The sequence below is a fragment of the Lysinibacillus sp. JNUCC 51 genome (assembly GCF_015999525.1).
Taxonomy (GTDB): Bacteria; Bacillota; Bacilli; order Bacillales_A; family Planococcaceae; genus Lysinibacillus; species Lysinibacillus xylanilyticus.
The window spans coordinates 3,500,577-3,526,023 of sequence record NZ_CP065545.1; the positions used below are offsets into that span (position 1 = coordinate 3,500,577).

Annotated in this window: 15 protein-coding genes, 20 tRNA genes and 3 rRNA genes; 32 read left to right on the plus strand and 6 right to left on the minus strand. The window is 41.4% G+C overall.

The features are described 5' to 3' along the window. The first annotated feature begins 184 nt into the window (after positions 1-184). The 3 genes from JNUCC51_RS16835 to yugI all read left to right on the plus strand — a co-directional run bounded on the left by JNUCC51_RS16835 (position 185) and on the right by yugI (position 2,835). On the plus strand, positions 185-733 hold the full coding sequence (locus JNUCC51_RS16835) for an RNA polymerase sigma factor (protein WP_337988980.1): 549 nt from the start codon (positions 185-187) through the stop codon (positions 731-733). After that, positions 726-2,372: a hypothetical protein gene (locus JNUCC51_RS16840; protein WP_337988981.1), complete on the plus strand. Its 1,647-nt coding sequence runs from the start codon at positions 726-728 to the stop codon at positions 2,370-2,372. The genes JNUCC51_RS16835 and JNUCC51_RS16840 overlap by 8 nt, the downstream gene beginning before the upstream one ends. Positions 2,373-2,457: 85 nt before the next feature. Beyond that, positions 2,458-2,835: a S1 domain-containing post-transcriptional regulator GSP13 gene (gene yugI / locus JNUCC51_RS16845; RefSeq protein ID WP_100542587.1), complete on the plus strand. Its 378-nt coding sequence runs from the start codon at positions 2,458-2,460 to the stop codon at positions 2,833-2,835. Between the two features lie 219 nt (positions 2,836-3,054). On the opposite strand, the gene JNUCC51_RS16850 is transcribed toward yugI, so the two are convergent. Then, positions 3,055-4,362 carry an AAA-type ATPase lid domain-containing protein gene (locus JNUCC51_RS16850; protein ID WP_337988982.1) on the minus strand — a complete coding sequence of 436 codons (1,308 nt, stop codon included), beginning with the start codon at positions 4,360-4,362 and terminating at the stop codon, positions 3,055-3,057. A 145-nt stretch (positions 4,363-4,507) separates the two neighbouring features. On the opposite strand from JNUCC51_RS16850, the gene pruA reads away from it, so the two are divergent. From pruA to JNUCC51_RS16870, 4 genes are all read left to right on the plus strand, one after another. Continuing rightward, positions 4,508-6,052, plus strand: coding sequence for an L-glutamate gamma-semialdehyde dehydrogenase (pruA, locus tag JNUCC51_RS16855; protein WP_337988983.1), 1,545 nt, complete (start codon positions 4,508-4,510; stop codon positions 6,050-6,052). 240 nt (positions 6,053-6,292) lie between these two features. Then, positions 6,293-7,486, plus strand: coding sequence for an ornithine--oxo-acid transaminase (locus tag JNUCC51_RS16860; protein ID WP_100542601.1), 1,194 nt, complete (start codon positions 6,293-6,295; stop codon positions 7,484-7,486). A gap of 85 nt (positions 7,487-7,571) precedes the next feature. Beyond that, entirely contained in the window at positions 7,572-8,816 is a 1,245-nt protein-coding gene (locus JNUCC51_RS16865; protein WP_100542602.1) for a Glu/Leu/Phe/Val family dehydrogenase, read from the plus strand. A 241-nt stretch (positions 8,817-9,057) separates the two neighbouring features. Beyond that, complete coding sequence (locus tag JNUCC51_RS16870) at positions 9,058-10,221, plus strand: iron-containing alcohol dehydrogenase (protein ID WP_337988984.1); 1,164 nt, start codon at positions 9,058-9,060, stop codon at positions 10,219-10,221. Positions 10,222-10,348: 127 nt separating this feature from the next. Here the strand turns inward: JNUCC51_RS16870 and JNUCC51_RS16875 are convergent, their stop codons facing one another. Both JNUCC51_RS16875 and JNUCC51_RS16880 read right to left on the minus strand, forming a co-directional pair. After that, on the minus strand, positions 10,349-11,344 hold the full coding sequence (locus JNUCC51_RS16875) for a cation diffusion facilitator family transporter (RefSeq protein WP_337988985.1): 996 nt from the start codon (positions 11,342-11,344) through the stop codon (positions 10,349-10,351). Between the two features lie 14 nt (positions 11,345-11,358). Then, a complete protein-coding gene (locus JNUCC51_RS16880) occupies positions 11,359-12,078 on the minus strand; it encodes an MgtC/SapB family protein (protein WP_337988986.1) in 720 nt (239 codons plus the stop codon). 477 nt (positions 12,079-12,555) lie between these two features. On the opposite strand from JNUCC51_RS16880, the gene JNUCC51_RS16885 reads away from it, so the two are divergent. The 24 genes from JNUCC51_RS16885 to JNUCC51_RS17000 all read left to right on the plus strand — a co-directional run bounded on the left by JNUCC51_RS16885 (position 12,556) and on the right by JNUCC51_RS17000 (position 20,469). Further along, positions 12,556-13,455: a DMT family transporter gene (locus tag JNUCC51_RS16885; protein ID WP_337988987.1), complete on the plus strand. Its 900-nt coding sequence runs from the start codon at positions 12,556-12,558 to the stop codon at positions 13,453-13,455. Between the two features lie 283 nt (positions 13,456-13,738). Then, positions 13,739-15,290, plus strand: a 16S ribosomal RNA gene (locus JNUCC51_RS16890). 179 nt (positions 15,291-15,469) lie between these two features. Then, positions 15,470-18,397, plus strand: a 23S ribosomal RNA gene (locus tag JNUCC51_RS16895). Positions 18,398-18,514: 117 nt separating this feature from the next. Beyond that, positions 18,515-18,630, plus strand: a 5S ribosomal RNA gene (rrf, locus tag JNUCC51_RS16900). Together the 16S, 23S and 5S rRNA genes with 20 tRNA genes alongside form the textbook arrangement of a ribosomal RNA operon. A gap of 10 nt (positions 18,631-18,640) precedes the next feature. Next, positions 18,641-18,716: transfer RNA gene (locus JNUCC51_RS16905), tRNA-Val, on the plus strand. A gap of 3 nt (positions 18,717-18,719) precedes the next feature. Continuing rightward, a tRNA-Thr gene (locus JNUCC51_RS16910) sits at positions 18,720-18,795 on the plus strand. Positions 18,796-18,800: 5 nt separating this feature from the next. After that, positions 18,801-18,876, plus strand: a tRNA-Lys gene (locus JNUCC51_RS16915). Between the two features lie 20 nt (positions 18,877-18,896). Then, positions 18,897-18,981, plus strand: a tRNA-Leu gene (locus tag JNUCC51_RS16920). A gap of 48 nt (positions 18,982-19,029) precedes the next feature. After that, positions 19,030-19,104, plus strand: a tRNA-Gly gene (locus tag JNUCC51_RS16925). 5 nt (positions 19,105-19,109) lie between these two features. Continuing rightward, positions 19,110-19,198: transfer RNA gene (locus JNUCC51_RS16930), tRNA-Leu, on the plus strand. A 19-nt stretch (positions 19,199-19,217) separates the two neighbouring features. Continuing rightward, positions 19,218-19,294 (plus strand) — tRNA-Arg (locus JNUCC51_RS16935). Positions 19,295-19,307: 13 nt separating this feature from the next. Continuing rightward, positions 19,308-19,384 (plus strand) — tRNA-Pro (locus JNUCC51_RS16940). A gap of 6 nt (positions 19,385-19,390) precedes the next feature. Next, positions 19,391-19,466 (plus strand) — tRNA-Ala (locus JNUCC51_RS16945). Positions 19,467-19,492: 26 nt separating this feature from the next. Next, positions 19,493-19,566 (plus strand) — tRNA-Met (locus JNUCC51_RS16950). Between the two features lie 7 nt (positions 19,567-19,573). After that, positions 19,574-19,650: transfer RNA gene (locus tag JNUCC51_RS16955), tRNA-Ile, on the plus strand. Positions 19,651-19,665: 15 nt separating this feature from the next. Continuing rightward, positions 19,666-19,758, plus strand: a tRNA-Ser gene (locus tag JNUCC51_RS16960). A gap of 49 nt (positions 19,759-19,807) precedes the next feature. After that, positions 19,808-19,882: transfer RNA gene (locus JNUCC51_RS16965), tRNA-Met, on the plus strand. A gap of 4 nt (positions 19,883-19,886) precedes the next feature. Further along, positions 19,887-19,962, plus strand: a tRNA-Asp gene (locus JNUCC51_RS16970). Positions 19,963-19,977: 15 nt separating this feature from the next. Continuing rightward, positions 19,978-20,053: transfer RNA gene (locus JNUCC51_RS16975), tRNA-Phe, on the plus strand. A gap of 3 nt (positions 20,054-20,056) precedes the next feature. Further along, positions 20,057-20,130 (plus strand) — tRNA-Gly (locus tag JNUCC51_RS16980). Between the two features lie 6 nt (positions 20,131-20,136). Then, positions 20,137-20,213 (plus strand) — tRNA-Ile (locus JNUCC51_RS16985). 4 nt (positions 20,214-20,217) lie between these two features. After that, positions 20,218-20,294: transfer RNA gene (locus tag JNUCC51_RS16990), tRNA-Asn, on the plus strand. Between the two features lie 10 nt (positions 20,295-20,304). Further along, a tRNA-Ser gene (locus JNUCC51_RS16995) sits at positions 20,305-20,395 on the plus strand. Positions 20,396-20,397: 2 nt separating this feature from the next. Then, a tRNA-Glu gene (locus JNUCC51_RS17000) sits at positions 20,398-20,469 on the plus strand. A 179-nt stretch (positions 20,470-20,648) separates the two neighbouring features. Here the strand turns inward: JNUCC51_RS17000 and nadA are convergent. The 3 genes from nadA to nadB are packed head-to-tail and all read right to left on the minus strand — an operon-like array spanning position 20,649 to position 24,142. Continuing rightward, a complete protein-coding gene (gene nadA / locus JNUCC51_RS17005) occupies positions 20,649-21,752 on the minus strand; it encodes a quinolinate synthase NadA (protein WP_337988988.1) in 1,104 nt (367 codons plus the stop codon). After that, complete coding sequence (gene nadC, locus JNUCC51_RS17010; RefSeq protein ID WP_337988989.1) at positions 21,739-22,599, minus strand: carboxylating nicotinate-nucleotide diphosphorylase; 861 nt, start codon at positions 22,597-22,599, stop codon at positions 21,739-21,741. The genes nadA and nadC overlap by 14 nt, the downstream gene beginning before the upstream one ends. Beyond that, on the minus strand, positions 22,556-24,142 hold the full coding sequence (gene nadB, locus JNUCC51_RS17015) for an L-aspartate oxidase (protein ID WP_337988990.1): 1,587 nt from the start codon (positions 24,140-24,142) through the stop codon (positions 22,556-22,558). The genes nadC and nadB overlap by 44 nt, the downstream gene beginning before the upstream one ends. Before the next feature lie 91 nt (positions 24,143-24,233). Here nadB and JNUCC51_RS17020 point away from each other — a divergent pair, with 91 nt between their 5' ends. Continuing rightward, positions 24,234-25,313 carry a cysteine desulfurase family protein gene (locus JNUCC51_RS17020; protein WP_337988991.1) on the plus strand — a complete coding sequence of 360 codons (1,080 nt, stop codon included), beginning with the start codon at positions 24,234-24,236 and terminating at the stop codon, positions 25,311-25,313. Positions 25,314-25,447: the final 134 nt, after the last annotated feature.

Here is a 25,447-nt window from a genome sequence, read left to right on the forward strand (position 1 = left end):
ATATTCTCGTAACTTAAGCAAATTTCAGAAAATGCTTTTTAGTTACCTGCCTGTGCAGCAGGGATGTTAACAGCGTTCTAGCAGTAAAATTTGTGTCTGGATTTACTCTTATAAAGAAAAAACTGTTTAAATATGTAACAATTAGGAGAAATGATTCGTTACATGTGCAAAAGGGGGAATGACGGTGACAGAAACTGAGTTAATAGAACGAGCTCAGCAAGGAGACAAAGAAGCCTATATAGAGCTGATTAGAATATATCAAAGTACAGTTGAAAAATTTGCCTTTCAATGTGGCGTGCATAGTAATGATTTAGCAGATGTTTCACAGGAGGTATTTGTCAAGCTCTATCGTTTTTTACACCAATTTAAGCAGGACCGTTTTACGACATGGCTCTATAAAATCACATTAAATGCAACACGTGATTATTATCGCAAAGAACAACGAGAGCAAGCAAAGGAAGAAAGGCTAAGTGCACAACAACAAACGCCCTCATCTTCAGCAGAAAAGCATGTCCTTAATTTTGAGGAGGATAGGTTATTACATAATGCTATTAAAGAACTCGATGAAAAATATCGGTATCCACTCATATTATTTTACTTCCATGAATTAAAGTATGAGGAGATTGCGGAAGTACTAAATATTTCGTTATCAACTGTTAAAGTTCGTATATTGCGTGCAAAGGAAAAGCTCAAAGTGGTGTTAATGCTGGAGGGGAGTGTTGAAAATGGATGATAAACAGTTTGAAAAACGAATGGAGCTTCTAAAAAAATCCTATAATCGCATGGAACCACAGTTAGATCCAGAAGCCGTTTTCACACAAATCGAGGCAGAAAATGCAACACAAAAAGCACAAGAAACAGTAACAACACAAAAGCCCCCCTCAAGATGGCAAAAGCCAGCTATCTGGGTAGCAAGCATTGCTAGTGTACTTTTATTAAGCGTTCTTGTTTCGTCGTATGTCATTAATCCATCGGCATTTGTACAAACAGCTGAAAAAGATCAAGAACAAGAAAAAAAATATGATGAATGGCTTTCAAACCTTACAAAAAAATATCAAGAAAAGCGTGAGCATATGCGTAAAGAGCTCGACATACCAGAGAAAGAGTTTAGTGAAATAGTTCAAATGGCAGATAATGAATTGTACGATTTATCTAAAGGCAAAGAGATGATTTTAAGACTACAGAACACAAATGATGACTTTAGAAAAGGCGTAGAAACAGATATATTGGATAATCTACAAACACCACGTGAGCGAATACAGAGTATCGAAACTTACGCAGATCCAATGTCATATGAAGAATCTTATTACTTTTATAGTAAATATTCTTACTCAGTAGAAGAAATAGCACGCTATTATTCTAATAAGCTTGCTCAGTATGAAAAAGTATTATCTCAAAAACCAAAAAGTCTCCCGGCAGACCTAAATAAGTTAATTGCTACGGCTAAAAAACAATATTTTGAATTGCAATATAATGGACAAAGTTATAGTTTTCGACCAAATCCTGTATTCGGAAAAGACGCGCCCGAATATATTGATCGCCTTCACCCAAGTGTATTAGGATATTTTAAATACTTGGCTACAGGCTCATTGCTTGTTGGTGGGGATTTACCCTATTCTTTAGAGGATTCAGCAACTAATCTGCGTCTTTATGAAAAAACACTTGTAGAGGATAAATCTCCTGAGAATGATAATTTTAACGTATTAAAGGGAGAATTTGAAAATACATGGCTTGCTATATTTAAAGGAACTGAGAGCAATCCAATTCGCACAAAAACAGGCCAATTCAAACCTGAATACATTGATTTGTTAACTCTCATTGCAAATGGTGAATATGGTGAGGCAATGCGCAAAACAGCTCAATTAATACTAGATGAAATAAAGTTAACTGGACAATCTAAAACTCTAGAACAGTTAACAACATACGATATATGGATGGGAATTTTATATGCACGTGAAGACTTATTTATGCAGACGGAGGATGGGACAACAAGTATAGCAATTAATGATGGTTGGATTGAGCAAACTAAAACTCTTTACAATTCGTATGTAGAGACGGGGGATGATACAATCATTGACACATTAAATCCAATTAATATCGTTAGTTTATTTTTATATGCTCATGGCGTCGGCGATCGAGAAATAGCTCAGAGACTATTAACTGATGATTTAGATATAGATACAGTTGTACAGTTTGATGGGATGGAAAAGTTTAAAGCTCTTCATGAAATAGGGGGGGCCTCACTTACTATTAATGCCGATGTAAAAAATGCGGCGCGTGGAGAAATTGGACAGCAATTATCCTTTAAATTAACCTCTGAAGTAGCTAAAAATGGTGAGCAACATTACTTAATTAGTGCCATTAACGAATAAAGAGATTTTTTGCCCCACTAAAACACGTATGTTATAATTTGTGGTGATATATACGTAGCAAACAAAAAGAAAGTGGGCAAAGTTTATGGGAAAAAAATATGAATTAGGGGACGTGTTGACTGGAAAAGTTACAGGTATACAGCCGTATGGTGCATTTGTTGCGCTTGATGAAGATACACAAGGCCTTGTGCATATTTCTGAAATTACGTACGGCTTTGTAAAGGACGTTAGTGAATTTTTGTCAGTTGGGCAAGAGGTAGAAGTAAAGATACTTGAAATCGATGAAGATGCCGAAAAAATTAGTTTATCGATTCGTGCTTTGCAGGAGCGCCCAACTACATTGCGTAAAAAAGATCCAATACCACGTAAATCATTGCAGGACCGTGTAGATGAATCGGATGCGAATGGTTTTAATTCCCTAAAAGATAAATTACAGGACTGGATTGAGCAGTCAGGACAATAATGAACTTTTATCAGTGGGGTGTCTTTATCCCCACTGATTATTAGTCTTCACCAATCGGGCTTTTACAGGCAGTTATTTTCCCTAATTTCTTTGCTTTTGCTGAATTTTGAGGTGGGAGTCTGACGCTTTTGGTACAGATAAATTACTGTCTGTTAATGCGAGAAAAAAACGAGGATGCTTTCAAATATGAAGGCATCCTCGTTTTTTTTATTCAAATAGTTACTGGTTTTTTATTTTTCGAATTCGATATTGTAGGTTTTGACGACTCATTCCAAGTGCACTAGCGGCCTTTGTAATATTGCCTTCATATAAATTTAAGACGTTTTGCACATAATATGATTCGGCTTCACGCAAATAAGCATCGAGCGGCATAACATCATTCTGTTGCTGGAACATAAAGAATTCCGGCTCGTGATTGGAAGTGTCCTGCTGCTGTACTTTGAAGCGGAAATGCATTGGTAATAAATCTGATGTAACTGTTGATTCAGTGGTCATAAACGACACAATTTCATCTAGTAATAGCTCAAGTTCCTTTAAATTTCCTGGCCAATCATATTGCAAAAATAAATCCTGTACGTCAGGTGCTAGATCCGTGACATTTGAAGCAAAGCGTTCTCGATGGCGGTTAAAGTAATCATCTACGAATGGAAGAATATCTTCTTTTCGATCTGTTAGATTTGGGATGGTAATAGCCATTGTAGCAAAGAAATAATACAGTGATTTTGAAAGTTTCTTTTCCTCGATCAATGTAATGGGATCGCTTCCTACACTTCCAATAAGCATGTATTTAGACTGTGGAAGAGATTGTAATATTTCTAATAGTTGCTCTTGAATGTCTAAACTTAAAAAGTCAATGCGTTCAAAGAAAAAAGTGTATGGCTTGTCATCCTGTAAGAGCTCCTGCACTTTATCTAAAACAGATGGAACAGAGCGGCGACTCACTAAGGTTACAAATGCTTCAGGGTCAGGCGATGCTGCATGGTGTATCCCCTCTGCCACTAAATCCTTTCCTGTACCCGATTCTCCAATTAGTAATACCGGTAATTTCACAGCTGCTGCTTTTTTTGCGTTTGCTATAATTTGTTGCATCGCTTCGGAAACGGCTGTAATCATATCGAATGTTAAAGGTTCATCATATCGACGAAGAGGTTGATAAACTAGCTTTTCGAGTGATGTAATGTCACGAGCAAATTCAATCGCTCCAATTAGTTTATTTTCAACATAAAGTGGAAAAGTATCATTAATAGTTGTAATTTCATGACCATTTTTATTCCAATATGTTTGTTTAACGTTAATTTCCTTTTTACCTGTTTGTAATACACGCATTAAAGTACTTTCATGCTGGCGGAAGGAAAACATTTCAATAATAGAACGATCTGCTAATTCATCAAAATGGAAGCCTTCGATTTCTTTCATCTTTGAATTATAAATAATTGTCTTGCCAGAAAGGTCTACAGCATGGATACCAACAGAAACATTTGTTGCAATGAACTTATAAAAAGGGAGTAAAGGTTCGGAATTTTTCATAAAATGTGCACCTCAAAAATTTTTTACTTGAAATATGCAACAAAATTTTGCATTATAATAAGTGTAAGAATATTCTAAACGCAAAGATATTTTGCGTCAATGTTTTTTGCACACTTAAAACACATCTCACGAGGGAGGATAAAGTATGATTTCATACAAACACGAACCATTCACAGATTTTACTCAAGAGGCAAATTACAACGCATATTTAGAAGCATTAAATAAAGTAGAGGGCTATTTAGGTCAAGACTACCCATTAATCATCGGTGGAGAACGTATTACTACAGAAGATAAAATCGTTTCATATAATCCGGCAAAGAAAACAGAAGTAATTGGCCGCGTATCAAAAGCAAACAAAGAACTAGCTGAAAAAGCAATGCAGGCTGCAGACGAAACATTCAAAACTTGGAAAAAAGTAGACCCAGCTATTCGTGCAGACGTACTATTCAAAGCAGCGGCAATTATCCGTCGTCGTAAACACGAATTCTCTGCACTTTTAACAAAAGAAGCAGGTAAACCGTGGGCTGAAGCTGATGCAGATACTGCAGAAGCAATTGATTTCTTAGAATACTATGGTCGTCAAATGTTACGTATCAAAAACGGTCAACCTGTTGAAAGCCGTCCTGGTGAATATAACCGTTATGACTATATTCCACTAGGAATTGGTATTGTTATTTCACCATGGAACTTCCCATTCGCTATTATGGCAGGGACAACGGTTGCAGCTTTAGTAACGGGTAACACTGTATTATTAAAACCAGCTTCAACAACACCTGTAGTTGCTTATAAGTTTATCGAAGTGTTAGAGCAAGCAGGTCTTCCAGCAGGTGCTGTGAACTTTGTACCAGGATCAGGTGCTGAAGTAGGTGACTACTTAGTTGATCATCCAAAAACACGCTTCATCAGCTTCACTGGATCTCGTGATGTAGGTTTACGTATTAACCAACGTGCATCTGTATTAAATGACGGTCAAATTTGGATTAAACGTGTTATCGCTGAAATGGGCGGTAAAGATACAATCGTTGTTGATAAAGAAGCAGATCTAGAGCTTGCAGCACAATCTATCGTAAAATCAGCATTTGGCTTCTCAGGTCAAAAATGTTCAGCATGTTCTCGTGCTGTTATTGTTGAAGATGTATATGACACAGTTGTTAATCGTGTAATTGAGCTTACTAACAAGTTAACAGTTGGTGATCCATCGGACTTCAACAATTACATGGCAACAGTTATTGACCAAGCGGCATTCAATAAAGTGACAGAGTACATTGAAATTGGTAAAGGAGAAGGTCGCCTTGTTGCAGGTGGTACAGCTGATGATTCAGTTGGTTACTTCATTCAACCAACAGTATTTGCAGACGTAGAGCCTTCTGCGCGTATTATGAAAGAAGAAATCTTTGGACCAGTTGTAGCTATTACAAAAGCTAAAGATTTCGATCAAGCAATTGATATTGCAAACGATACTGAATACGGTTTAACAGGTGCGGTTATTACAAATAATCGTATGAACCAAGAAAAAGCACGTGAAGATTTCCATGTAGGTAACTTATACTTCAACCGCGGCTGTACTGGTGCAATCGTAGGTTACCAACCATTCGGCGGCTTCAATATGTCAGGTACTGATTCAAAAGCAGGTGGTCCAGACTATCTACAACTTCACATGCAAGCAAAAACAACTTCTGAAATGCTATAACTTCTTTCTGCGACTGAAGGAGTTATGCTTCCGAACGCAATTAGTTGAGGCATAAATTATATGAGAATCTGCGAGGCTCCTCCTGGTAAAGTGAGTCCTGTCGAGGAGGCTTACCTAGGAGTAGTGAGCAGATTCTTGCTTTTTATATTCAGAAAATGCTGAAATTGTTCTATTAATTTTACTTATAGAGAAACAGTCTTCCAAAGATTTTTCATCATGAACGTAAGGAGAGAATACTATATGACAAAAACAGATCAAGTTATTGAACAAACTCAAAATTTTGGTGCTGCAAACTATCATCCGCTGCCAATCGTTATTTCAGAGGCTGAGGGTGCTTGGGTAAAAGATCCAGAAGGTAACAAATACTTAGATATGCTATCAGCTTATTCTGCTGTGAATCAGGGACACCGTCATCCTAAAATTATCGCCGCGTTAAAAGAGCAAGCTGATAAAGTAACATTAACTTCTCGTGCATTTTATAGTGAAAACCTTGGTGAATGGTATGAGCTTGTTGGTAAATTAACGAATAAACAAATGGTATTACCGATGAATACAGGTGCAGAAGCGGTAGAGACTGCATTTAAAGCAGCTCGTCGTTGGGCATATGATGTAAAAGGTGTAGAAGATGGCAAAGCTGAAATCATTGCATGTAATGGTAACTTCCATGGTCGTACTATGCTTGCTGTATCTTTATCATCTGACGAAGAGTATCGTCGTGGCTTCGGTCCAATGTTACCGAATGTTAAGCTAGTAGATTACGGTAACCTAGAAGCTTTAAAAGCTGCAATTACTCCAAATACAGCAGCGTTTTTAATTGAGCCAATCCAAGGCGAAGCTGGTATCGTTATTCCATCAGAAGGCTTCTTAAAAGCAGCTCGCGAGTTATGCCGTGAAAACAATGTTTTATTCATTGCAGATGAAATCCAAGCTGGTTTAGCACGTACAGGTAAAATGTTCGCATGTGATTGGGAAGAAGTAGAGCCTGATATGTACATCTTAGGAAAAGCTTTAGGCGGCGGAGTATTCCCGATTTCTTGTGTAGCTGCAAATCGCGAAATTTTAGGTGTATTCAATCCAGGATCACACGGTTCAACTTTCGGTGGTAATCCTTTAGCGTGTGCTGTATCAATTGCTTCAATTAAAGTATTACTAGATGAAAAATTAGCTGAGCGTTCACATGAACTTGGCGAATACTTTAAAGGTAAATTAAAAGAAATTAAGAACCCAGTCATTAAAGAAGTTCGTGGTCGCGGTTTATTTATCGGAATGGAATTAACAGAGGCGGCACGTCCGTACTGTGAAAAGCTTAAAGAGTTAGGCTTATTATGTAAAGAAACACATGATACAGTCATTCGATTTGCGCCACCACTTGTTATTTCTCAAGAAGATTTAGATTGGTCAATCGAACAAATTGAAAAAGTATTTAATATTTAACAAAATGTTCACATTTTGATTCGGAAGTATGTTACAATGATGCCGATATACACTATCATTAAAAAAAACAAAGAGGCGATTTAATATGTCTGAAAACTTAAATCTGTTCACATCAACTCAGGAAGTCATTCAAGAGGCACTAAATAGACTTGGTTATGACGAAGCTATGTATGAATTATTAAAAGAGCCGCTTCGCATGCTACAAGTACGCATTCCAGTGAAAATGGATGATGGTACAACAAAAGTATTTACTGGTTACCGTGCACAACATAATGATGCTGTAGGGCCAACTAAAGGTGGGGTACGTTTCCATCCAGCAGTATCTGAGGAAGAAGTTAAAGCGCTTTCAATGTGGATGACATTGAAATGCGGTATCGTGGATCTACCTTATGGCGGTGGTAAAGGCGGTGTCATCTGTGACCCTCGTCAAATGTCTATGGATGAAATCGAAAAATTGAGCCGTGGATATGTACGTGCAGTTAGTCAAATCGTAGGACCAACAAAAGATATTCCTGCGCCAGACGTATTTACGAATGCACAAATTATGGCTTGGATGATGGATGAATACAGCCGTATGGACGAATTCAACTCACCAGGTTTCATCACAGGTAAGCCACTAGTGCTTGGTGGTTCTCAAGGTCGTGACCGTGCAACTGCACAAGGTGTAACGATCGTTATCCAAGAAGCAGCGAAAAAACGTGGTATTGAAATTAAAGGTGCACGCGTTGTTATTCAAGGCTTCGGTAACGCAGGTAGCTTCCTTGCAAAATTCATGCATGATTTAGGTGCGAAAGTAATCGGTATTTCAGATGCTTATGGTGCACTTCATGATCCTGAAGGTTTAGATATCGACTACTTATTAGATCGTCGTGATAGCTTCGGTACAGTTACAACATTATTTGAAAATACAATTTCAAACAAAGAATTATTAGAGCTTGATTGTGATATTCTAGTACCAGCTGCTATCGAAAACCAAATTACTGCTGACAATGCACACAACGTTAAAGCAAACATCGTAGTAGAGGCAGCGAATGGTCCAACAACTGCTGAAGCAACTAGAATTTTAACTGATCGTGGTATTTTACTTGTACCAGACGTATTAGCATCGGCTGGTGGTGTAACAGTTTCTTACTTCGAATGGGTACAAAATAACCAGGGTTATTACTGGACAGAAGAAGAAGTTGAAGAACGTCTATACAAAAAAATGGTTGATGCATTTGAAAACGTTTATACAACAGCGACAACACGTAACATTAACATGCGTTTAGCAGCTTATATGGTAGGTGTTCGCCGCACTGCAGAAGCTTCACGCTTCCGTGGATGGGTTTAATCAATATATATAAGAACAACGGGTCATTCCTAGTCGGATGACTCGTTTTTTTATGTATGCGTCCGGTTTTTATTCGTTGAATAGGATGTTTAGTATGTTGCACCATGAAGATCTTTTTTCTTTACACTTTTTGCGTATTTGTAGAGTGAATACAATTATATTTGAGCCAATATTTTGGTTTTAATTCTTTGCTTTCATCAATAGAAATATGAGAAAATCCGACTAGAAAGGGGCGAATTTAATGGATTCATTTACATTTTATAACCCAGTGAGGTTACATTTTGGTGAAAATGCACTGGAAAAGCTTTCAAATGAGTTAGCACAGCATGGTAAAAAGGTGTTAGTAGTATATGGTGGAGGCAGTGTTAAGAAAAATGGTGTATACAATGCTGTCATCGAAAAGTTACAAGAAGCCGATAAAACAATATTTGAACTTAGCGGTGTTGAGCCAAATCCACGTGTGGAAACAGCGAGACTTGGTATTGAACTTTGTAAAAAAGAAGAAATTGATCTAGTCCTAGCTGTTGGTGGCGGTTCCGTAATTGACTGTTCTAAGTTAATTGTTGCGGGTGCAAAATATGATGGCGATGCTTGGGATATTGTAAAGCGTAAAGTAATTGTGGAGGACGCTTTACCACTCGGAACGGTATTAACACTAGCTGCAACAGGTTCCGAAATGAACTCAGGCTCTGTCATTACAAACGCTGCGACAGAAGAAAAACTAGGCTGGGGTAGCCCTGCTGTATTCCCGGATTTTTCGATTTTAAATCCAGCGTATACAGTGACAGTACCGAAAAATCATACAGTTTACGGTATCGTTGATATGATGTCTCATGTATTTGAACAATATTTCCATAATACGACGAATACACCGATTACAGATGAAATGTGTGAAGGGGTATTACGAACGGTAATTACAACCGCACCTAAACTAATAGAAGATTTAGGGAATATCAAGTTGCGTGAAACGATATTATTAGCCGGAACAATTGGGTTAAATGGATTCTTATCGATTGGCTCTCGTGGTGATTGGGCGTCACATAATATTGAGCACGCTGTATCTGCGGTTTACGATATTCCGCACGCAGGTGGTTTAGCGATATTGCAACCACATTGGATGCGTCTAAGTGTACCCGTAAATCCAGAGCGTTTTGCAGGCATTGCAACACGCGTTTTCGGTGTCGACGCAACAGGGAAGTCTCCAGAAGAGGTTGCATACGAGGGGATTGATCGTTTATCGGCATTCTGGACTTCACTAGGAGCTCCAAGTAGTTTAGCCGATTATGAAATTGACGGTTCAAAATTCCAGCAAATTGTAGAGCATGCTATGCAAAATGGACCCTTTGGAAACTTCAACAAATTACAGGAAGAAGATGTGCGAACTATTTTGCAAAACTCTCTATAACTTCTTTCAGTAAATGTTTTGCAACTTCAGTTACAGAAGTAAAACAAGAACAATGTTATCTGGTACTTATATAAAAAATAGCCAACTGCCCGTAATATGGCAATTGGCTATTTGATTATTAATGATGTTATTGTTTAAATGTTGAGTTTTCCGGTCTTTCGCCAATATGCTTCCAATCTAGTTTCCCATCATCCTCATCAAATAAAATAGCAACTTTTGTTACACCCTTCTGACATAAAATGACCTCTGTTAAATGGTCACGTACATCATCCAGATAAGCGAGTGATAGGCTAGCGTCAGCTTCGGCAACTAATTCCACATGCAAAAATTCGCCTTCTTTAACGACCTCTAAGCGAACAATATCTTTAATGTTTGGTTCATCCATAACAAGGTGAGCAATATGATTTAGCATTTCTTCGTCTGTTTCACCAATAACTCCACGTGCATTATCAAGGAAAACTTTTGCTACTACATAGAACATCATACAGCCAATAATCATTGAAACAAGTCCTTCGATTCTTGTCCAGCCTGTAAAATGTGCGATTAAAATAGCAGCGAAGGCCAAGACATTTCCCCCTGTAGCAACTAAGTCTTCCATAAATACTAATTTTGTAGCTGGTTTTGCACGATTTAAATAGGGAATGGCTTTAGGAATAGCTGTTATTATCCCCGTTTTTTCCTGCCCAGCCTCATGTAGTATTTCAACGGCAGCCTTCGCAAGAACTGACCCTTCTAAAACAATACCGATTAATAATACGCCAAGTGCAATGAGCATTCCTTTAGATTCTCCAGCTGGGTGTATAAAATGATGCCAGCCTTCTTTTACAGTTTCATAAGAAAGGATCGCCACAATTATAACAGCGAAAAGACAAACTAAATTTACAATGCGGCCAAAGCCTCCAGGAAATTGCTTTGTCGGTGCTTTTTTCGAAAGCGCTGAGCCGATATAAACGAATAATTGGTTTGCTGCATCTCCTAGTGAGTGCATCATTTCTGCAAACATGGCAACATTACCTGTAAAGAAGAAGGCAACACCTTTAATAACTCCTAAAAAGGCATTGACTAATGCTGCAAGCAGAGAAGGTTTATTCCCATTTTTTAATAGTTTTAATAGTTCTGCCACAAAGAATCCTCCAACTAGTTTAAAATTTCCATTTCGATTTTTTCTATATAGGGTAGTGCTCGTAATGAACGATAAAATGACAGTAAGTTATCAGAGACTATTAATGATAAGCGTAAATCTAATTCGTGAAAAACATTACTATTATTTGGAATATCTTTAATGCGCATGTTTTCAATAATAATATTGTTTTCCTTTAGAAATTGTAAAAAGGATTCACTATTTTCATCATTGTTAATCTGAACCTTCAATGATATTTCTCGCATACGAATTCTTTTCGGTCCTATTTTCATTAGAAATGGCGATAAAACTTCAATTCCGAAAACAATGATAATTACAGCTAATGTTGCATCCATATAGAAGCCTGCACCAACTGCAATTCCTATCCCGGCAGCTCCCCAGATCATAGCTGCAGTTGTTAAACCTGAGATACTATCATTCCCGCGTCTTAAAATAACACCTGCTCCAAGAAATCCAATGCCACTAACGATTTGGGCAGCCAAACGCAGAGGGTCCATTGTAATATTAATATCTGACCTTGGTGGTGTTGAATAGGCGGTCTCAATAGAAATAACAGTTAATAAACAGCTGAATGTAGCAATGACTAAGCTTGTTTTTAGTCCTACAGGTTTCTTTTTTAATTCCCTTTCGATGCCGATTACTAAACTTAATGTGGCTGCAATTACTAATTTTATGCCAACTTCATATGTAATCGTATTTCCAAGTAAGGCTTCCATAGGCAACCCTCCACAGATATTTCGTATTGCTAAGAGATATGCAAGGTGTCATTATTATATGTACATTACTTTTTTGTATTGTACATCACGATAGTAGTGATGTATAAGTATTTTTATTTTCATTCAGTACTTATTTTTTCGTAGCTAAAGTGAAGCGGCACTTATAAATGTTTTATGTAGCGAAAGCAAAGCGTCAGCTACAAATGTCTTCATCTCTATAGGTAGTGGGATGAATGCGGGTATATGTTAAAGTTACTGGCGGATTTCACGGAATTGGAAAAGGAGCTCTTAGGGGATGTTAGCTTAAAATTATTGCATCCATGCGATAACGGCTAACTGACCTGCCTCATGTGCTTTCGCACAAAAAACATCTGTTGCTGCCGCTACGCTTTCGCACAAAGACATCTGCAGGCCCGAGCGCAAAGCCGAATCCAAACGTAATAATGCCGGGGTAAAATTGATTGGAGGTTGGGTTTAATGGAGAAACCAAAAATTCATCCATACATTCCTATTTTTATTGGCGTAATATCAGTATCCCTATCTGCCATATTTGTAAAATTAGCAAATGCAGAAGCAGGGGTTATTGCGTTTTACCGTATGTTGTTTTCAGTGTTAATAATGGCGCCTCTGTTTTTTTGGAAGTACACTAATGAGATAAAGGAATTAAGAATACGTGATTGGCTATTTTCTTCAGTTGCTGGCATATTTTTAGCCTTCCATTTTATTTTGTGGTTTGAATCACTCAATTACACTTCTGTAGCAAGTTCTACAGTTTTAGTTACACTACAGCCATTGTTTGCATTTGTAGGTACATATTTTTTCTTTAAAGAGAACATCACTCTGAAAACCATATTTGCAGGAGTGATTGCAATTGTCGGTAGTATTTTAATTAGTTGGGGAGATTTTAAACTTAGCGGTACTGCATTTTATGGAGACATACTTGCTCTTGTTGCGTGCGCACTCGTTACAGCTTACTTTTTATTTGGACAAGATGTACGGAAAAGATTATCTCTCGTGACATATACGATGGTTGTTTATGCTGTTAGTACAATTACATTATTTATCTATGTTCTTATTAAGGGGGAATCGTTCGGCCCTTATCCTACTATGGACTGGATATGGTTTATTTTATTAGCGATAGTTCCTAATTTATTAGGTCATACTCTATTTAATTGGTCTATTAAATACGTTAGTACAAATGTAGTGTCCATTGCTATATTATTTGAACCAATCGGCGCGGCCATTTTAGCTCTTCTAATTTTTAAAGAGTATTTAATAGCCACGCAAATTATTGGGGGATTCATTGTTATAGTAGGAATTCTCTTGTTTGTAGTCGATGAGAAAAAGATTTTTAAGTTTTTTTCAAAAAAAGCTTGATTTTTAGATTGCTATATTATATATTATTACTTGTCCTTAACAAGAAGGACGACTTGAGAATAAGATTTGAAAAAAAGATTTTAAAAAAGTTGTTGACTTCTTGTTGAATACAAGTTATGATAATGAAGTCGCTAAAAAACAGTGACGAAATGAACCTTGAAAACTGAACAAGCAAAACGTAATCAATAAAGTTTTTAGTAGCTAACCTTGAGTTGGTGAACGAAACAAAATTTTGGACATCAAACATGATGCCAGCAAAACAATTTGAGCTAATCAAATTTCTTTTATGGAGAGTTTGATCCTGGCTCAGGACGAACGCTGGCGGCGTGCCTAATACATGCAAGTCGAGCGAACAGAGAAGGAGCTTGCTCCTTCGACGTTAGCGGCGGACGGGTGAGTAACACGTGGGCAACCTACCTTATAGTTTGGGATAACTCCGGGAAACCGGGGCTAATACCGAATAATCTATTTTGCTTCATGGCGAAATACTGAAAGACGGTTTTGGCTGTCGCTATAAGATGGGCCCGCGGCGCATTAGCTAGTTGGTGAGGTAACGGCTCACCAAGGCGACGATGCGTAGCCGACCTGAGAGGGTGATCGGCCACACTGGGACTGAGACACGGCCCAGACTCCTACGGGAGGCAGCAGTAGGGAATCTTCCACAATGGGCGAAAGCCTGATGGAGCAACGCCGCGTGAGTGAAGAAGGTTTTCGGATCGTAAAACTCTGTTGTAAGGGAAGAACAAGTACAGTAGTAACTGGCTGTACCTTGACGGTACCTTATTAGAAAGCCACGGCTAACTACGTGCCAGCAGCCGCGGTAATACGTAGGTGGCAAGCGTTGTCCGGAATTATTGGGCGTAAAGCGCGCGCAGGCGGTCCTTTAAGTCTGATGTGAAAGCCCACGGCTCAACCGTGGAGGGTCATTGGAAACTGGGGGACTTGAGTGCAGAAGAGGAAAGTGGAATTCCAAGTGTAGCGGTGAAATGCGTAGAGATTTGGAGGAACACCAGTGGCGAAGGCGACTTTCTGGTCTGTAACTGACGCTGAGGCGCGAAAGCGTGGGGAGCAAACAGGATTAGATACCCTGGTAGTCCACGCCGTAAACGATGAGTGCTAAGTGTTAGGGGGTTTCCGCCCCTTAGTGCTGCAGCTAACGCATTAAGCACTCCGCCTGGGGAGTACGGTCGCAAGACTGAAACTCAAAGGAATTGACGGGGGCCCGCACAAGCGGTGGAGCATGTGGTTTAATTCGAAGCAACGCGAAGAACCTTACCAGGTCTTGACATCCCGTTGACCACTGTAGAGATATGGTTTTCCCTTCGGGGACAACGGTGACAGGTGGTGCATGGTTGTCGTCAGCTCGTGTCGTGAGATGTTGGGTTAAGTCCCGCAACGAGCGCAACCCTTGATCTTAGTTGCCATCATTTAGTTGGGCACTCTAAGGTGACTGCCGGTGACAAACCGGAGGAAGGTGGGGATGACGTCAAATCATCATGCCCCTTATGACCTGGGCTACACACGTGCTACAATGGACGATACAAACGGTTGCCAACTCGCGAGAGGGAGCTAATCCGATAAAGTCGTTCTCAGTTCGGATTGTAGGCTGCAACTCGCCTACATGAAGCCGGAATCGCTAGTAATCGCGGATCAGCATGCCGCGGTGAATACGTTCCCGGGCCTTGTACACACCGCCCGTCACACCACGAGAGTTTGTAACACCCGAAGTCGGTGGGGTAACCTTTTGGAGCCAGCCGCCGAAGGTGGGATAGATGATTGGGGTGAAGTCGTAACAAGGTAGCCGTATCGGAAGGTGCGGCTGGATCACCTCCTTTCTAAGGATATTTTCGGAATACAAACCTAGGGTTTGTAAGATTACGTTTTGCGTTCAGTTTTGAAGGTTCATCATACGATGAAATACTTCAAAACTTGTTCTTTGAAAACTGGATAAAACGACATTGAAATTGTAACAAACACATTTATTTTTTAAGTTTTTTTATAGGCTTAATAACTTGGTTAAGTTATTAAGGGCGCACGGCGAATGCCTTGGCACTAGGAGCCGATGAAGGACGGCACTAACACCGATATGCTTCGGGGAGCTGTAAGTGAGCTTTGATCCGGAGATTTCCGAATGGGGGAACCCACTACGTTTAATCGCGTAGTATCTTGACGTGAATACATAGCGTCTTGAAGGCAGACCCAGGGAACTGAAACATCTAAGTACCTGGAGGAAGAGAAAGAAAAATCGATTCCCTGAGTAGCGGCGAGCGAAACGGGAAGAGCCCAAACCAAGAGGCTTGCCTCTTGGGGTTGTAGGACACTCTATACGGAGTTACAAAAGAGCGAGTTAGATGAAGCGACTTGGAAAGGTCCGCCAGAGCAGGTAAAAGCCCTGTAGTCGAAAGTTCGTTCTCTCCTGAGTGGATCCTGAGTACGGCGGAACACGTGAAATTCCGTCGGAATCCGGGAGGACCATCTCCCAAGGCTAAATACTACCTAGTGACCGATAGTGAACCAGTACCGTGAGGGAAAGGTGAAAAGCACCCCGGGAGGGGAGTGAAAGAGATCCTGAAACCGTGTGCCTACAAGTAGTTAGAGCCCGTTAATGGGTGATAGCGTGCCTTTTGTAGAATGAACCGGCGAGTTACGATTACGTGCAAGGTTAAGCTTTAGAAGGCGGAGCCGCAGCGAAAGCGAGTCTGAATAGGGCGAAATAGTACGTGGTCGTAGACCCGAAACCAGGTGATCTACCCATGTCCAGGGTGAAGGTGAGGTAACACTTACTGGAGGCCCGAACCCACGCACGTTGAAAAGTGCGGGGATGAGGTGTGGGTAGCGGAGAAATTCCAATCGAACTTGGAGATAGCTGGTTCTCTCCGAAATAGCTTTAGGGCTAGCCTCGTGATGAGAATACTGGAGGTAGAGCACTGTTTGGACTAGGGGGCCATCCCGGTTTACCGAATTCAGACAAACTCCGAATGCCAGATATTTATACACGGGAGTCAGACTGCGAGTGATAAGATCCGTAGTCAAAAGGGAAACAGCCCAGACCACCAGCTAAGGTCCCAAAGTAATCGTTAAGTGGAAAAGGATGTGGCGTTGCACAGACAACCAGGATGTTGGCTTAGAAGCAGCCATCATTTAAAGAGTGCGTAATAGCTCACTGGTCGAGTGACGCTGCGCCGAAAATGTATCGGGGCTAAACGATTCACCGAAGCTGTGGATTGACATCTACGATGTCAGTGGTAGGAGAGCGTTCTAAGTGCGTTGAAGTCAGATCGGAAGGACTGGTGGAGCGCTTAGAAGTGAGAATGCCGGTATGAGTAGCGAAAGACGGGTGAGAATCCCGTCCACCGTATGACTAAGGTTTCCTGAGGAAGGCTCGTCCGCTCAGGGTTAGTCGGGACCTAAGCCGAGGCCGATAGGCGTAGGCGATGGACAACAGGTTGATATTCCTGTACCACCTCCTCACCGTTTGAGAAATGGGGGGACGCAGTAGGATAGGGTAAGCGCGCTGTTGGATATGCGCGTCCAAGCAGTAAGGCGTGTGTGTAGGCAAATCCGCACACTGTAACGTTGAGCTGTGATGGCGAGTCCGTATGGACGAAGTTCCTGATTTCACACTGCCAAGAAAAGCCTCTATCGAGGTGAGAGGTGCCCGTACCGCAAACCGACACAGGTAGTCGAGGAGAGAATCCTAAGGTGTGCGAGAGAACTCTCGTTAAGGAACTCGGCAAAATGACCCCGTAACTTCGGGAGAAGGGGTGCTCTTGAGCGTGCAAGCGCATGAGAGCCGCAGTGAATAGGCCCAGGCGACTGTTTAGCAAAAACACAGGTCTCTGCAAAACCGTAAGGTGACGTATAGGGGCTGACGCCTGCCCGGTGCTGGAAGGTTAAGAGGAGTGGTTAGCGCAAGCGAAGCTGCGAATTGAAGCCCCAGTAAACGGCGGCCGTAACTATAACGGTCCTAAGGTAGCGAAATTCCTTGTCGGGTAAGTTCCGACCCGCACGAAAGGCGTAACGATCTGGGCACTGTCTCAACGAGAGACTCGGTGAAATTATAGTACCTGTGAAGATGCAGGTTACCCGCGACAGGACGGAAAGACCCCGTGGAGCTTTACTGTAGCCTGATATTGAATTTTGGTACAACTTGTACAGGATAGGTAGGAGCCAGAGATCTCGGAGCGCCAGCTTCGAAGGAGGCGTCGGTGGGATACTACCCTGGTTGTATTGAAATTCTAACCCATGCCCCTTAGCGGGGCAGGAGACAGTGTCAGGCGGACAGTTTGACTGGGGCGGTCGCCTCCTAAAAGGTAACGGAGGCGCCCAAAGGTTCCCTCAGAATGGTTGGAAATCATTCGTAGAGTGTAAAGGCACAAGGGAGCTTGACTGCGAGACCTACAAGTCGAGCAGGGTCGAAAGACGGGCTTAGTGATCCGGTGGTTCCGCATGGAAGGGCCATCGCTCAACGGATAAAAGCTACCCCGGGGATAACAGGCTTATCTCCCCCAAGAGTCCACATCGACGGGGAGGTTTGGCACCTCGATGTCGGCTCATCGCATCCTGGGGCTGTAGTCGGTCCCAAGGGTTGGGCTGTTCGCCCATTAAAGCGGTACGCGAGCTGGGTTCAGAACGTCGTGAGACAGTTCGGTCCCTATCCGTCGTGGGCGTAGGAAATTTGAGAGGAGCTGTCCTTAGTACGAGAGGACCGGGATGGACACACCGCTGGTGTACCAGTTGTCTTGCCAAAGGCATCGCTGGGTAGCTATGTGTGGACGGGATAAGTGCTGAAAGCATCTAAGCATGAAGCCCCCCTCAAGATGAGATTTCCCATTACGCAAGTAAGTAAGATCCCTCAAAGACGATGAGGTAGATAGGTTCGAGGTGGAAGTGTGGTGACACATGGAGCTGACGAATACTAATCGATCGAGGACTTAACCAAAATGTTTGAAAATTCAATGCACGTTTATCCAGTTTTGAAAGAATAAGAAAAGTTTTTTTGAAAAAAGCTTGCAATTATAACGAAAATGAGTTATAATAAATCTTGTCTTTGAAATAGTCTAGTGATGATGGCAAAGAGGTCACACCCGTTCCCATACCGAACACGGAAGTTAAGCTCTTTAGCGCCGATGGTAGTTGGGGGCTTCCCCCTGCGAGAGTAGGACGTCGCTAGGCATAATACCCAGGAGGATTAGCTCAGCTGGGAGAGCACCTGCCTTACAAGCAGGGGGTCGGCGGTTCGAGCCCGTCATCCTCCACCATTTGCCGGTGTAGCTCAGTTGGTAGAGCAACTGACTTGTAATCAGTAGGTCGTGGGTTCGACTCCTATCGCCGGCACCATTTTAGAGCCATTAGCTCAGTTGGTAGAGCATCTGACTTTTAATCAGAGGGTCGAAGGTTCGAGTCCTTCATGGCTCACCATTTTATTGCCAACAAAACATGCGGGTGTGGCGGAATTGGCAGACGCACTAGACTTAGGATCTAGCGCCGCAAGGCGTGGGGGTTCGACTCCCTTCACCCGCACCATATTTTTGAAATTTCATAATTGCCAGGATAAATAAATCTTATGCACATGCGGAAGTAGTTCAGTGGTAGAACACCACCTTGCCAAGGTGGGGGTCGCGAGTTCGAACCTCGTCTTCCGCTCCAAATGTGCCGGGGTGGCGGAACTGGCAGACGCACAGGACTTAAAATCCTGCGGTAGGTGACTACCGTGCCGGTTCGATTCCGGCCCTCGGCACCATTTTTTGTTTTAATAATTAGCGCCCGTAGCTCAATTGGATAGAGCGTCTGACTACGGATCAGAAGGTTATGGGTTCGACTCCTGTCGGGCGCGCCAAATTAATATTTATCGGAATGTAGCTCAGCTTGGTAGAGCACTTGGTTTGGGACCAAGGGGTCGTAGGTTCGAATCCTGTCATTCCGACCATTTTATGGGGCCTTAGCTCAGCTGGGAGAGCGCCTGCCTTGCACGCAGGAGGTCAGCGGTTCGATCCCGCTAGGCTCCACCATAAAAGATAACCAGTATAAAGATCCTGGCGGCGTAGCTCAGCTGGCTAGAGCGTACGGTTCATACCCGTAAGGTCGGGGGTTCGATCCCCTCTGCCGCCATCTTAAAGGACCTTTAGCTCAGTTGGTTAGAGCAGACGGCTCATAACCGTCCGGTCGCAGGTTCGAGTCCTGCAAGGTCCACCATTTATATAATATTACGGAGGTATACCCAAGTCTGGCTGAAGGGATCGGTCTTGAAAACCGACAGGCGGGTAACACCGCGCGGGGGTTCGAATCCCTCTACCTCCTCCAGTTTATATTTAAATGGTGCTTGAAAAACTCGAAAAGAATATATTATTAACGCGGGGTGGAGCAGTGGTAGCTCGTCGGGCTCATAACCCGAAGGTCGTTGGTTCAAATCCGGCCCCCGCAACCAAAATGGTCCCGTGGTGTAGCGGTTAACATGCCTGCCTGTCACGCAGGAGATCGCCGGTTCGATCCCGGTCGGGACCGCCATTTTTTTAAAAATATGGGTCAGTAGCTCAGTTGGTAGAGCATTAGATTGAAGCTCTAAGTGTCGGCGGTTCGATTCCGTCCTGACCCACCATATGCGGGTGTAGTTTAATGGTAAAACCTCAGCCTTCCAAGCTGATGTCGTGAGTTCGATTCTCATCACCCGCTCCAATCTAAGGGCCTATAGCTCAGCTGGTTAGAGCGCACGCCTGATAAGCGTGAGGTCGATGGTTCGAGTCCATTTAGGCCCACCACTATTCCGAAGTAGCTCAGTTGGTAGTAGCACCTGACTGTTAATCAGGTTGTCGCAGGTTCGAGTCCTGCCTTCGGAGCCATTTTTTTTGTGGGGAAGTACTCAAGAGGCTGAAGAGGCGCCCCTGCTAAGGGTGTAGGTCGGGTAACCGGCGCGAGGGTTCAAATCCCTCCTTCTCCGCCATTGGCCCGTTGGTCAAGTGGTTAAGACACCGCCCTTTCACGGCGGTAACACGGGTTCGAATCCCGTACGGGTCATACTGAAATGCAGTAGATGTAATTTACATCTACTGCATTTTTTTGTATAAGAATAGTTTTTGAGATTTCATTTCAATTATGCCGAGACATAATTGATAGTGAACATCCAAACATGTTCACGTTTGAAGACTCAAGTAATAAACAAAACGTCTACCAGAAATGAGTAGACGTTTTGTCATTTAAGCCCTTAATAGCATCCTTTCAAGTGAGCTACGTGCTTCTTCAGCTGTGTGAGCATCTACTTGAATACGATTATGGGGCTGTCCCTTTTCTATACTTTCTAAGGACCAAAGTAAATGGGGAAGGTCAATTCGATTCATTGTAAGACAAGGACAGAAATTCTCATTTAAAGAGATAATCTGCTTATCGGGGTGCTGCTTGATAATCCGGTTAACAAGATTCATTTCAGTACCGATTGCCCATGCTGAACCACTCTGTGCTTTACTAATCGTATCGATAATGTATTTTGTAGAACCTGCATCATCTGCAGCAGCAACAACTTCACGATTACATTCAGGATGAACAATGATACGCATATTTGGATGAACTTGACGTATAAGCTCCGTATGCTGAACTGTAAAACCTTCGTGTACTGAGCAGTGTCCCTTCCATAAGATGACTTGAATATTTTCTGGAGACTGATCTGTCTCAAGCGTATTTGTATGAGGATTCCAAACTGCCATATTTTCAAGCGGTATTCCTAAATCGTACGCAGTATTTCTTCCTAAATGTTGATCTGGTAAAAAGAAAATACGTGGTTTTTGCGTAAATGCCCATTTAACCATTTCTTTTGCATTGGACGATGTTACGCAGGCTCCGCCATGACGACCGGTAAATGCTTTAATGGCAGCAGTAGAATTGACATATGTTAGAGGGAGAATGCTATCGCCAAAGAGTTTCTGTAAAATTAGCCATGCTTGTTCTGTTTGATAAATGTCTGCCATATCTGCCATTGAACAGCCTGCACGCATATCGGGTAAGTAAACATGCTGCTGTTCAGTTGTAAGCATATCAGCTGTTTCTGCCATAAAGTGAACGCCACAAAATACTATATGTTCAGCTTCCTTGTTAGCTGCTGATAATTGAGCAAGCTGTAAGGAATCCCCTGTTACATCTGCAAATTGAATCACTTCATCTTTTTGATAGTGATGTCCAGGGATGAAGAGCTTACTACCTAATTTCTTTTTTATAGCTAGAATGCGAGATTCCATGTCATTTTTAGTTAATGCACGATAATGCTCGGGTAGTAGTGACGTTTGTTGTAATAAACTAGTGATGGACAATGGAATTAGCTCCTTTCGGTTGTACAAGTGCACTTATGTCAAAGGCTTTTACTGAATGTGTTAGTGCTCCGAGTGAAATCCATTGAATACCTGTTTCAGCATAACTATTTAAGTTATGAAGCGAAATGCCGCCTGAAGCTTCTGTAGCAATATGTGAGGGAACTGCTGGAAGCCATTCACTTATTTCTTCAGGGCTACGATTATCAAACATAATGATATCTGCACCGGCTGCAATTGCTTCATCTAATTGGGCTTTTGTTTCGATTTCGACTTCGATTTTAATGGTGTGACCGATTTTCTCGCGGGCCGCCTGTACAGCCTTAGTAATACTACCCGCAAAAGCAATATGATTATCCTTTAGCATTATCGCACCGTATAAACCGTTGCGATGGTTATAGGCGCCTCCGATTCTAACAGCATATTTATCTAACATACGCATTCCAGGCATTGTTTTACGTGTATCGCATATTTTCGCATTAGTACCTGCTGTTTCTCGTACCGCTAAATTTGTAGCTGTGGCAATAGCGGACATGCGCTGGATAAGATTCAAAATTACACGCTCACCCATTAATAACTTTTGAAGTGGTCCTTGGATAACAGCAAGAATTTCACCAGCATTAACTTTTTCACCATCTTTTCTATAAAGGATAATATCCATAGATCGATCAAGTAGAAGAAATCCATGCTTAATGATAGGGCCTCCACAAAAAATGCCGCTTTCCTTCGCGTAAAAAGAAAATGATCCCTGCTGTTCTGGAGAAAAAATAAATTCACTCGATATATCCCCATCGCCTATATCCTCATTAAAAAATTGTTTTAGCATTTCCTCTAGTTTGATGATATTCATATAATGAATTCCTCACTTTCATCTGTCCTCGTTGAAAAATGATCCAACGGTTTTCCCACTGATGATCATTGTGTGGTCTATCAATGCGAATATGTGCACCGCGAGTTTCTTTTCGTGTAATGGCTGCGTGTGCCATTAATGTAGCGACAATATGCATCATGTAAAGTTCAAGTTCCTGCTGATTCAAGCCATCTAAATCAACATGCAGTAGTGTTTGCATTGAGGGCAATTGTTGTACGAATTGTTCCATATCGATAGGATTTCGCACAATGCCTAATGTGTGCATCATCATTTGTCGTAACTGATTTTTTGCAAATAATGATGGCATTGTTTGTTGGCGATGTTTGTCATCAATTAAGAAATTATTTTGTTTACAACCTGTTTGAATAATGTATTGGGCTGTTCTTTGTGCAAACGTAATGCCTTCTAAAAGAGAGTTACTAGCTAAACGATTGGCACCATGCACTCCAGTACAAGCAACTTCTCCAATTGCATATAGGTTAGGAATAGATGTTCTTCCCTTGTCATCAGCAACAATACCACCCATTAAGAAATGGCTACCTGGTGCTACAGGAATTAACCCATCTTGTAAATTAACTTGATTGTCATAGCAAAGCTGAGCAATCGTAGGGAATTTTTCTTCAAAGCGTTCGATATTTGAAATATCAATAAAGGTCTCCTGCCCAGCAGCACGTTTATTAAATAATGCATGTGCAGTAACATGGCGTGGTGCTAAATCCAACTGTTCATGTATACCTTCCATTATGGGATGACGCTGCGCATCGACAAATTTTCCACCGGCGCCGCGCACAGCTTCAGAGACTAAACCTTTGGCCTGTTCTCCACACCAAAGTAAGCTCGGATGAAATTGCATAAATTCCATATCACTGATGGCAGCTCCTGCACGATATGCTAAAGCGATACCATCTCCAGTATTTGTAGCAAAGTTAGACGTACAAGAATAAATAGCACCTGCACCTCCTGTCGCTAGAATGACGTGGTGGGCAAGATAGCGCTTCGTTCCCTCTGCTCCTTTTGTAAGAACGCCAACACAATCTCCATCTAGATTTAATAAAAGTTCGTAAGCCATTTCATAGCAATTCACAACGATATTAGGTGTAAGTTGATTGAGCAAATAATCGATCATTACTTGGCCAGTACGATCCCCACCTGCATGTAAAATACGGTGATGACTATGTGCACCCTCTAAGCCTAGAGCTGGGGACCCATCAACTTGTCGATCGATAGGGAAGCCCCCATTTAATAGATCACGCATTATTTCTGTGCCGCTTTCTATTAGTACTTCAACATTCCTTCTTTCATGATGATTTTCACCAGCAGCCAACGTATCAGCAATGTGAAACTTTGGATGGTCTTCTTGACCTGTAACGGCAGCAATACCACCTTGAGCACGATAAGAACTACTCATTTTAATTGAACATTTTGTAACTATCTGAACTTGAAAATGTCCTTCGAGTAGTCGAGCAGTTTGAAGTGCAGCAACACCGGTACCGATAATAAGTACATCTGTCATTACATCCATACATATACCTTCTTTACAGTTGTCTTGACACATATCTTTACATAAAATAAAAGAGAAAACAAGACCTGATGAACTAGAAGGGGAGAATAAGATGATTTATTTGGATTACGCTGCAACCTCTCCAATGACTCCAAAAGCTCTTAAAGCATATTGCAAGGTAGCAGGGCAGTATTATGGAAATAGTGCAAGCTTACATGATCTAGGAGGGCAAGCACATTATTTTGTTGAACAGGCAAGAGCTGTTGTAGCAAAATCTCTTGGAGTAAACAGTGATGGTGTAATTTTTACCGGAAGCGGAACTGAGGGTAATTTAATTTCGATTTTGTCGTTAGCTTTAGCTGCAGATAAAGGTAAGCATATTATTTCATCACAAGCTGAACACACATCCGTACATGCTGCTTTAAATACACTTGAAAAAATGGGTTTTGAGGTCACGAAGTTACCTTTACAACAAGATGGTTGTATTAATGTAGAACACTTACGAGAAGCAATACAAGAAGATACGGTTTTAATCACTCTCCAACATGTAAATTCAGAGATAGGTTCTATTCAACCTATTGAAGAAATAGCCGAGATTGCAAAACAATCAAATGTTCTTTTTCATGTCGATTGTGTACAGTCCTTCTGTAAACTTTCGTTAAAACAGAAAGTAGATGCTATTACTGTTTCAGCTCATAAAATAGGTGGGCCAAAAGGATGTGGAGCTATCTATATTAATCCTAAGCTCCGTGTTCCTGCATTAGCACCAGGTGTCACGCATGAGCGTGGGCTAAGGGGGGGAACGCTAGATACCCCAGCTATTGTCGCTTTTGCTACGGCGATTGAAGATTATCAATATGAGCTTCAGCATTATGAAGCATTACGTCAATACTTTCAGAAAAGTTTACCGGAGACGTGTAGAATAATTGAGTGTAAGGGGCAATTACCTAATATTTGTGGTGTATTGATGAAAAGGGTAGAGGGGCAATACGTTTTGTTAAAATTAAATGAAGCGGGGATATGTATTTCTACAGGAAGTGCCTGTGATATTCATAGTGAATCTGGTACGAAGGCGATTTTATCAATGGGATATTCTATAGAAGCGGCGCGTCAATTTTTTAGAATATCTTTTGGTCCAGCAACAACATTTAAAGAAATTGATCGATTACAAAAGGCTCTTACCGTAATTTAGTGTTTCTCAGATTAAAATAGTAAAGGATAAGAAGAAAATAAGAATCTATAATAAAATAATATTGAAATTATAAATTAACGGGCATATTCATAATCTATAAAAAGATATTTTGTATCCATTATTCAAGCTGATTG

Bases quoted from the DNA above. Each gene is read 5' to 3' on its own strand.
- JNUCC51_RS16840 (WP_337988981.1), top strand. From the start codon at position 726: ATGGATGATAAACAGTTTGAAAAACGAATGGAGCTTCTAAAAAAATCC.
- yugI (WP_100542587.1), top strand. From the start codon at position 2,458: ATGGGAAAAAAATATGAATTAGGGGACGTGTTGACTGGAAAAGTTACA.
- JNUCC51_RS16850 (WP_337988982.1), bottom strand. From the start codon at position 4,362: ATGAAAAATTCCGAACCTTTACTCCCTTTTTATAAGTTCATTGCAACA.
- pruA (WP_337988983.1), top strand. From the start codon at position 4,508: ATGATTTCATACAAACACGAACCATTCACAGATTTTACTCAAGAGGCA.
- JNUCC51_RS16860 (WP_100542601.1), top strand. From the start codon at position 6,293: ATGACAAAAACAGATCAAGTTATTGAACAAACTCAAAATTTTGGTGCT.
- JNUCC51_RS16865 (WP_100542602.1), top strand. From the start codon at position 7,572: ATGTCTGAAAACTTAAATCTGTTCACATCAACTCAGGAAGTCATTCAA.
- JNUCC51_RS16870 (WP_337988984.1), top strand. From the start codon at position 9,058: ATGGATTCATTTACATTTTATAACCCAGTGAGGTTACATTTTGGTGAA.
- JNUCC51_RS16880 (WP_337988986.1), bottom strand. From the start codon at position 12,078: ATGGAAGCCTTACTTGGAAATACGATTACATATGAAGTTGGCATAAAA.
- JNUCC51_RS16885 (WP_337988987.1), top strand. From the start codon at position 12,556: ATGGAGAAACCAAAAATTCATCCATACATTCCTATTTTTATTGGCGTA.
- nadC (WP_337988989.1), bottom strand. From the start codon at position 22,599: ATGAATATCATCAAACTAGAGGAAATGCTAAAACAATTTTTTAATGAG.
- nadB (WP_337988990.1), bottom strand. From the start codon at position 24,142: ATGGATGTAATGACAGATGTACTTATTATCGGTACCGGTGTTGCTGCA.
- JNUCC51_RS17020 (WP_337988991.1), top strand. From the start codon at position 24,234: ATGATTTATTTGGATTACGCTGCAACCTCTCCAATGACTCCAAAAGCT.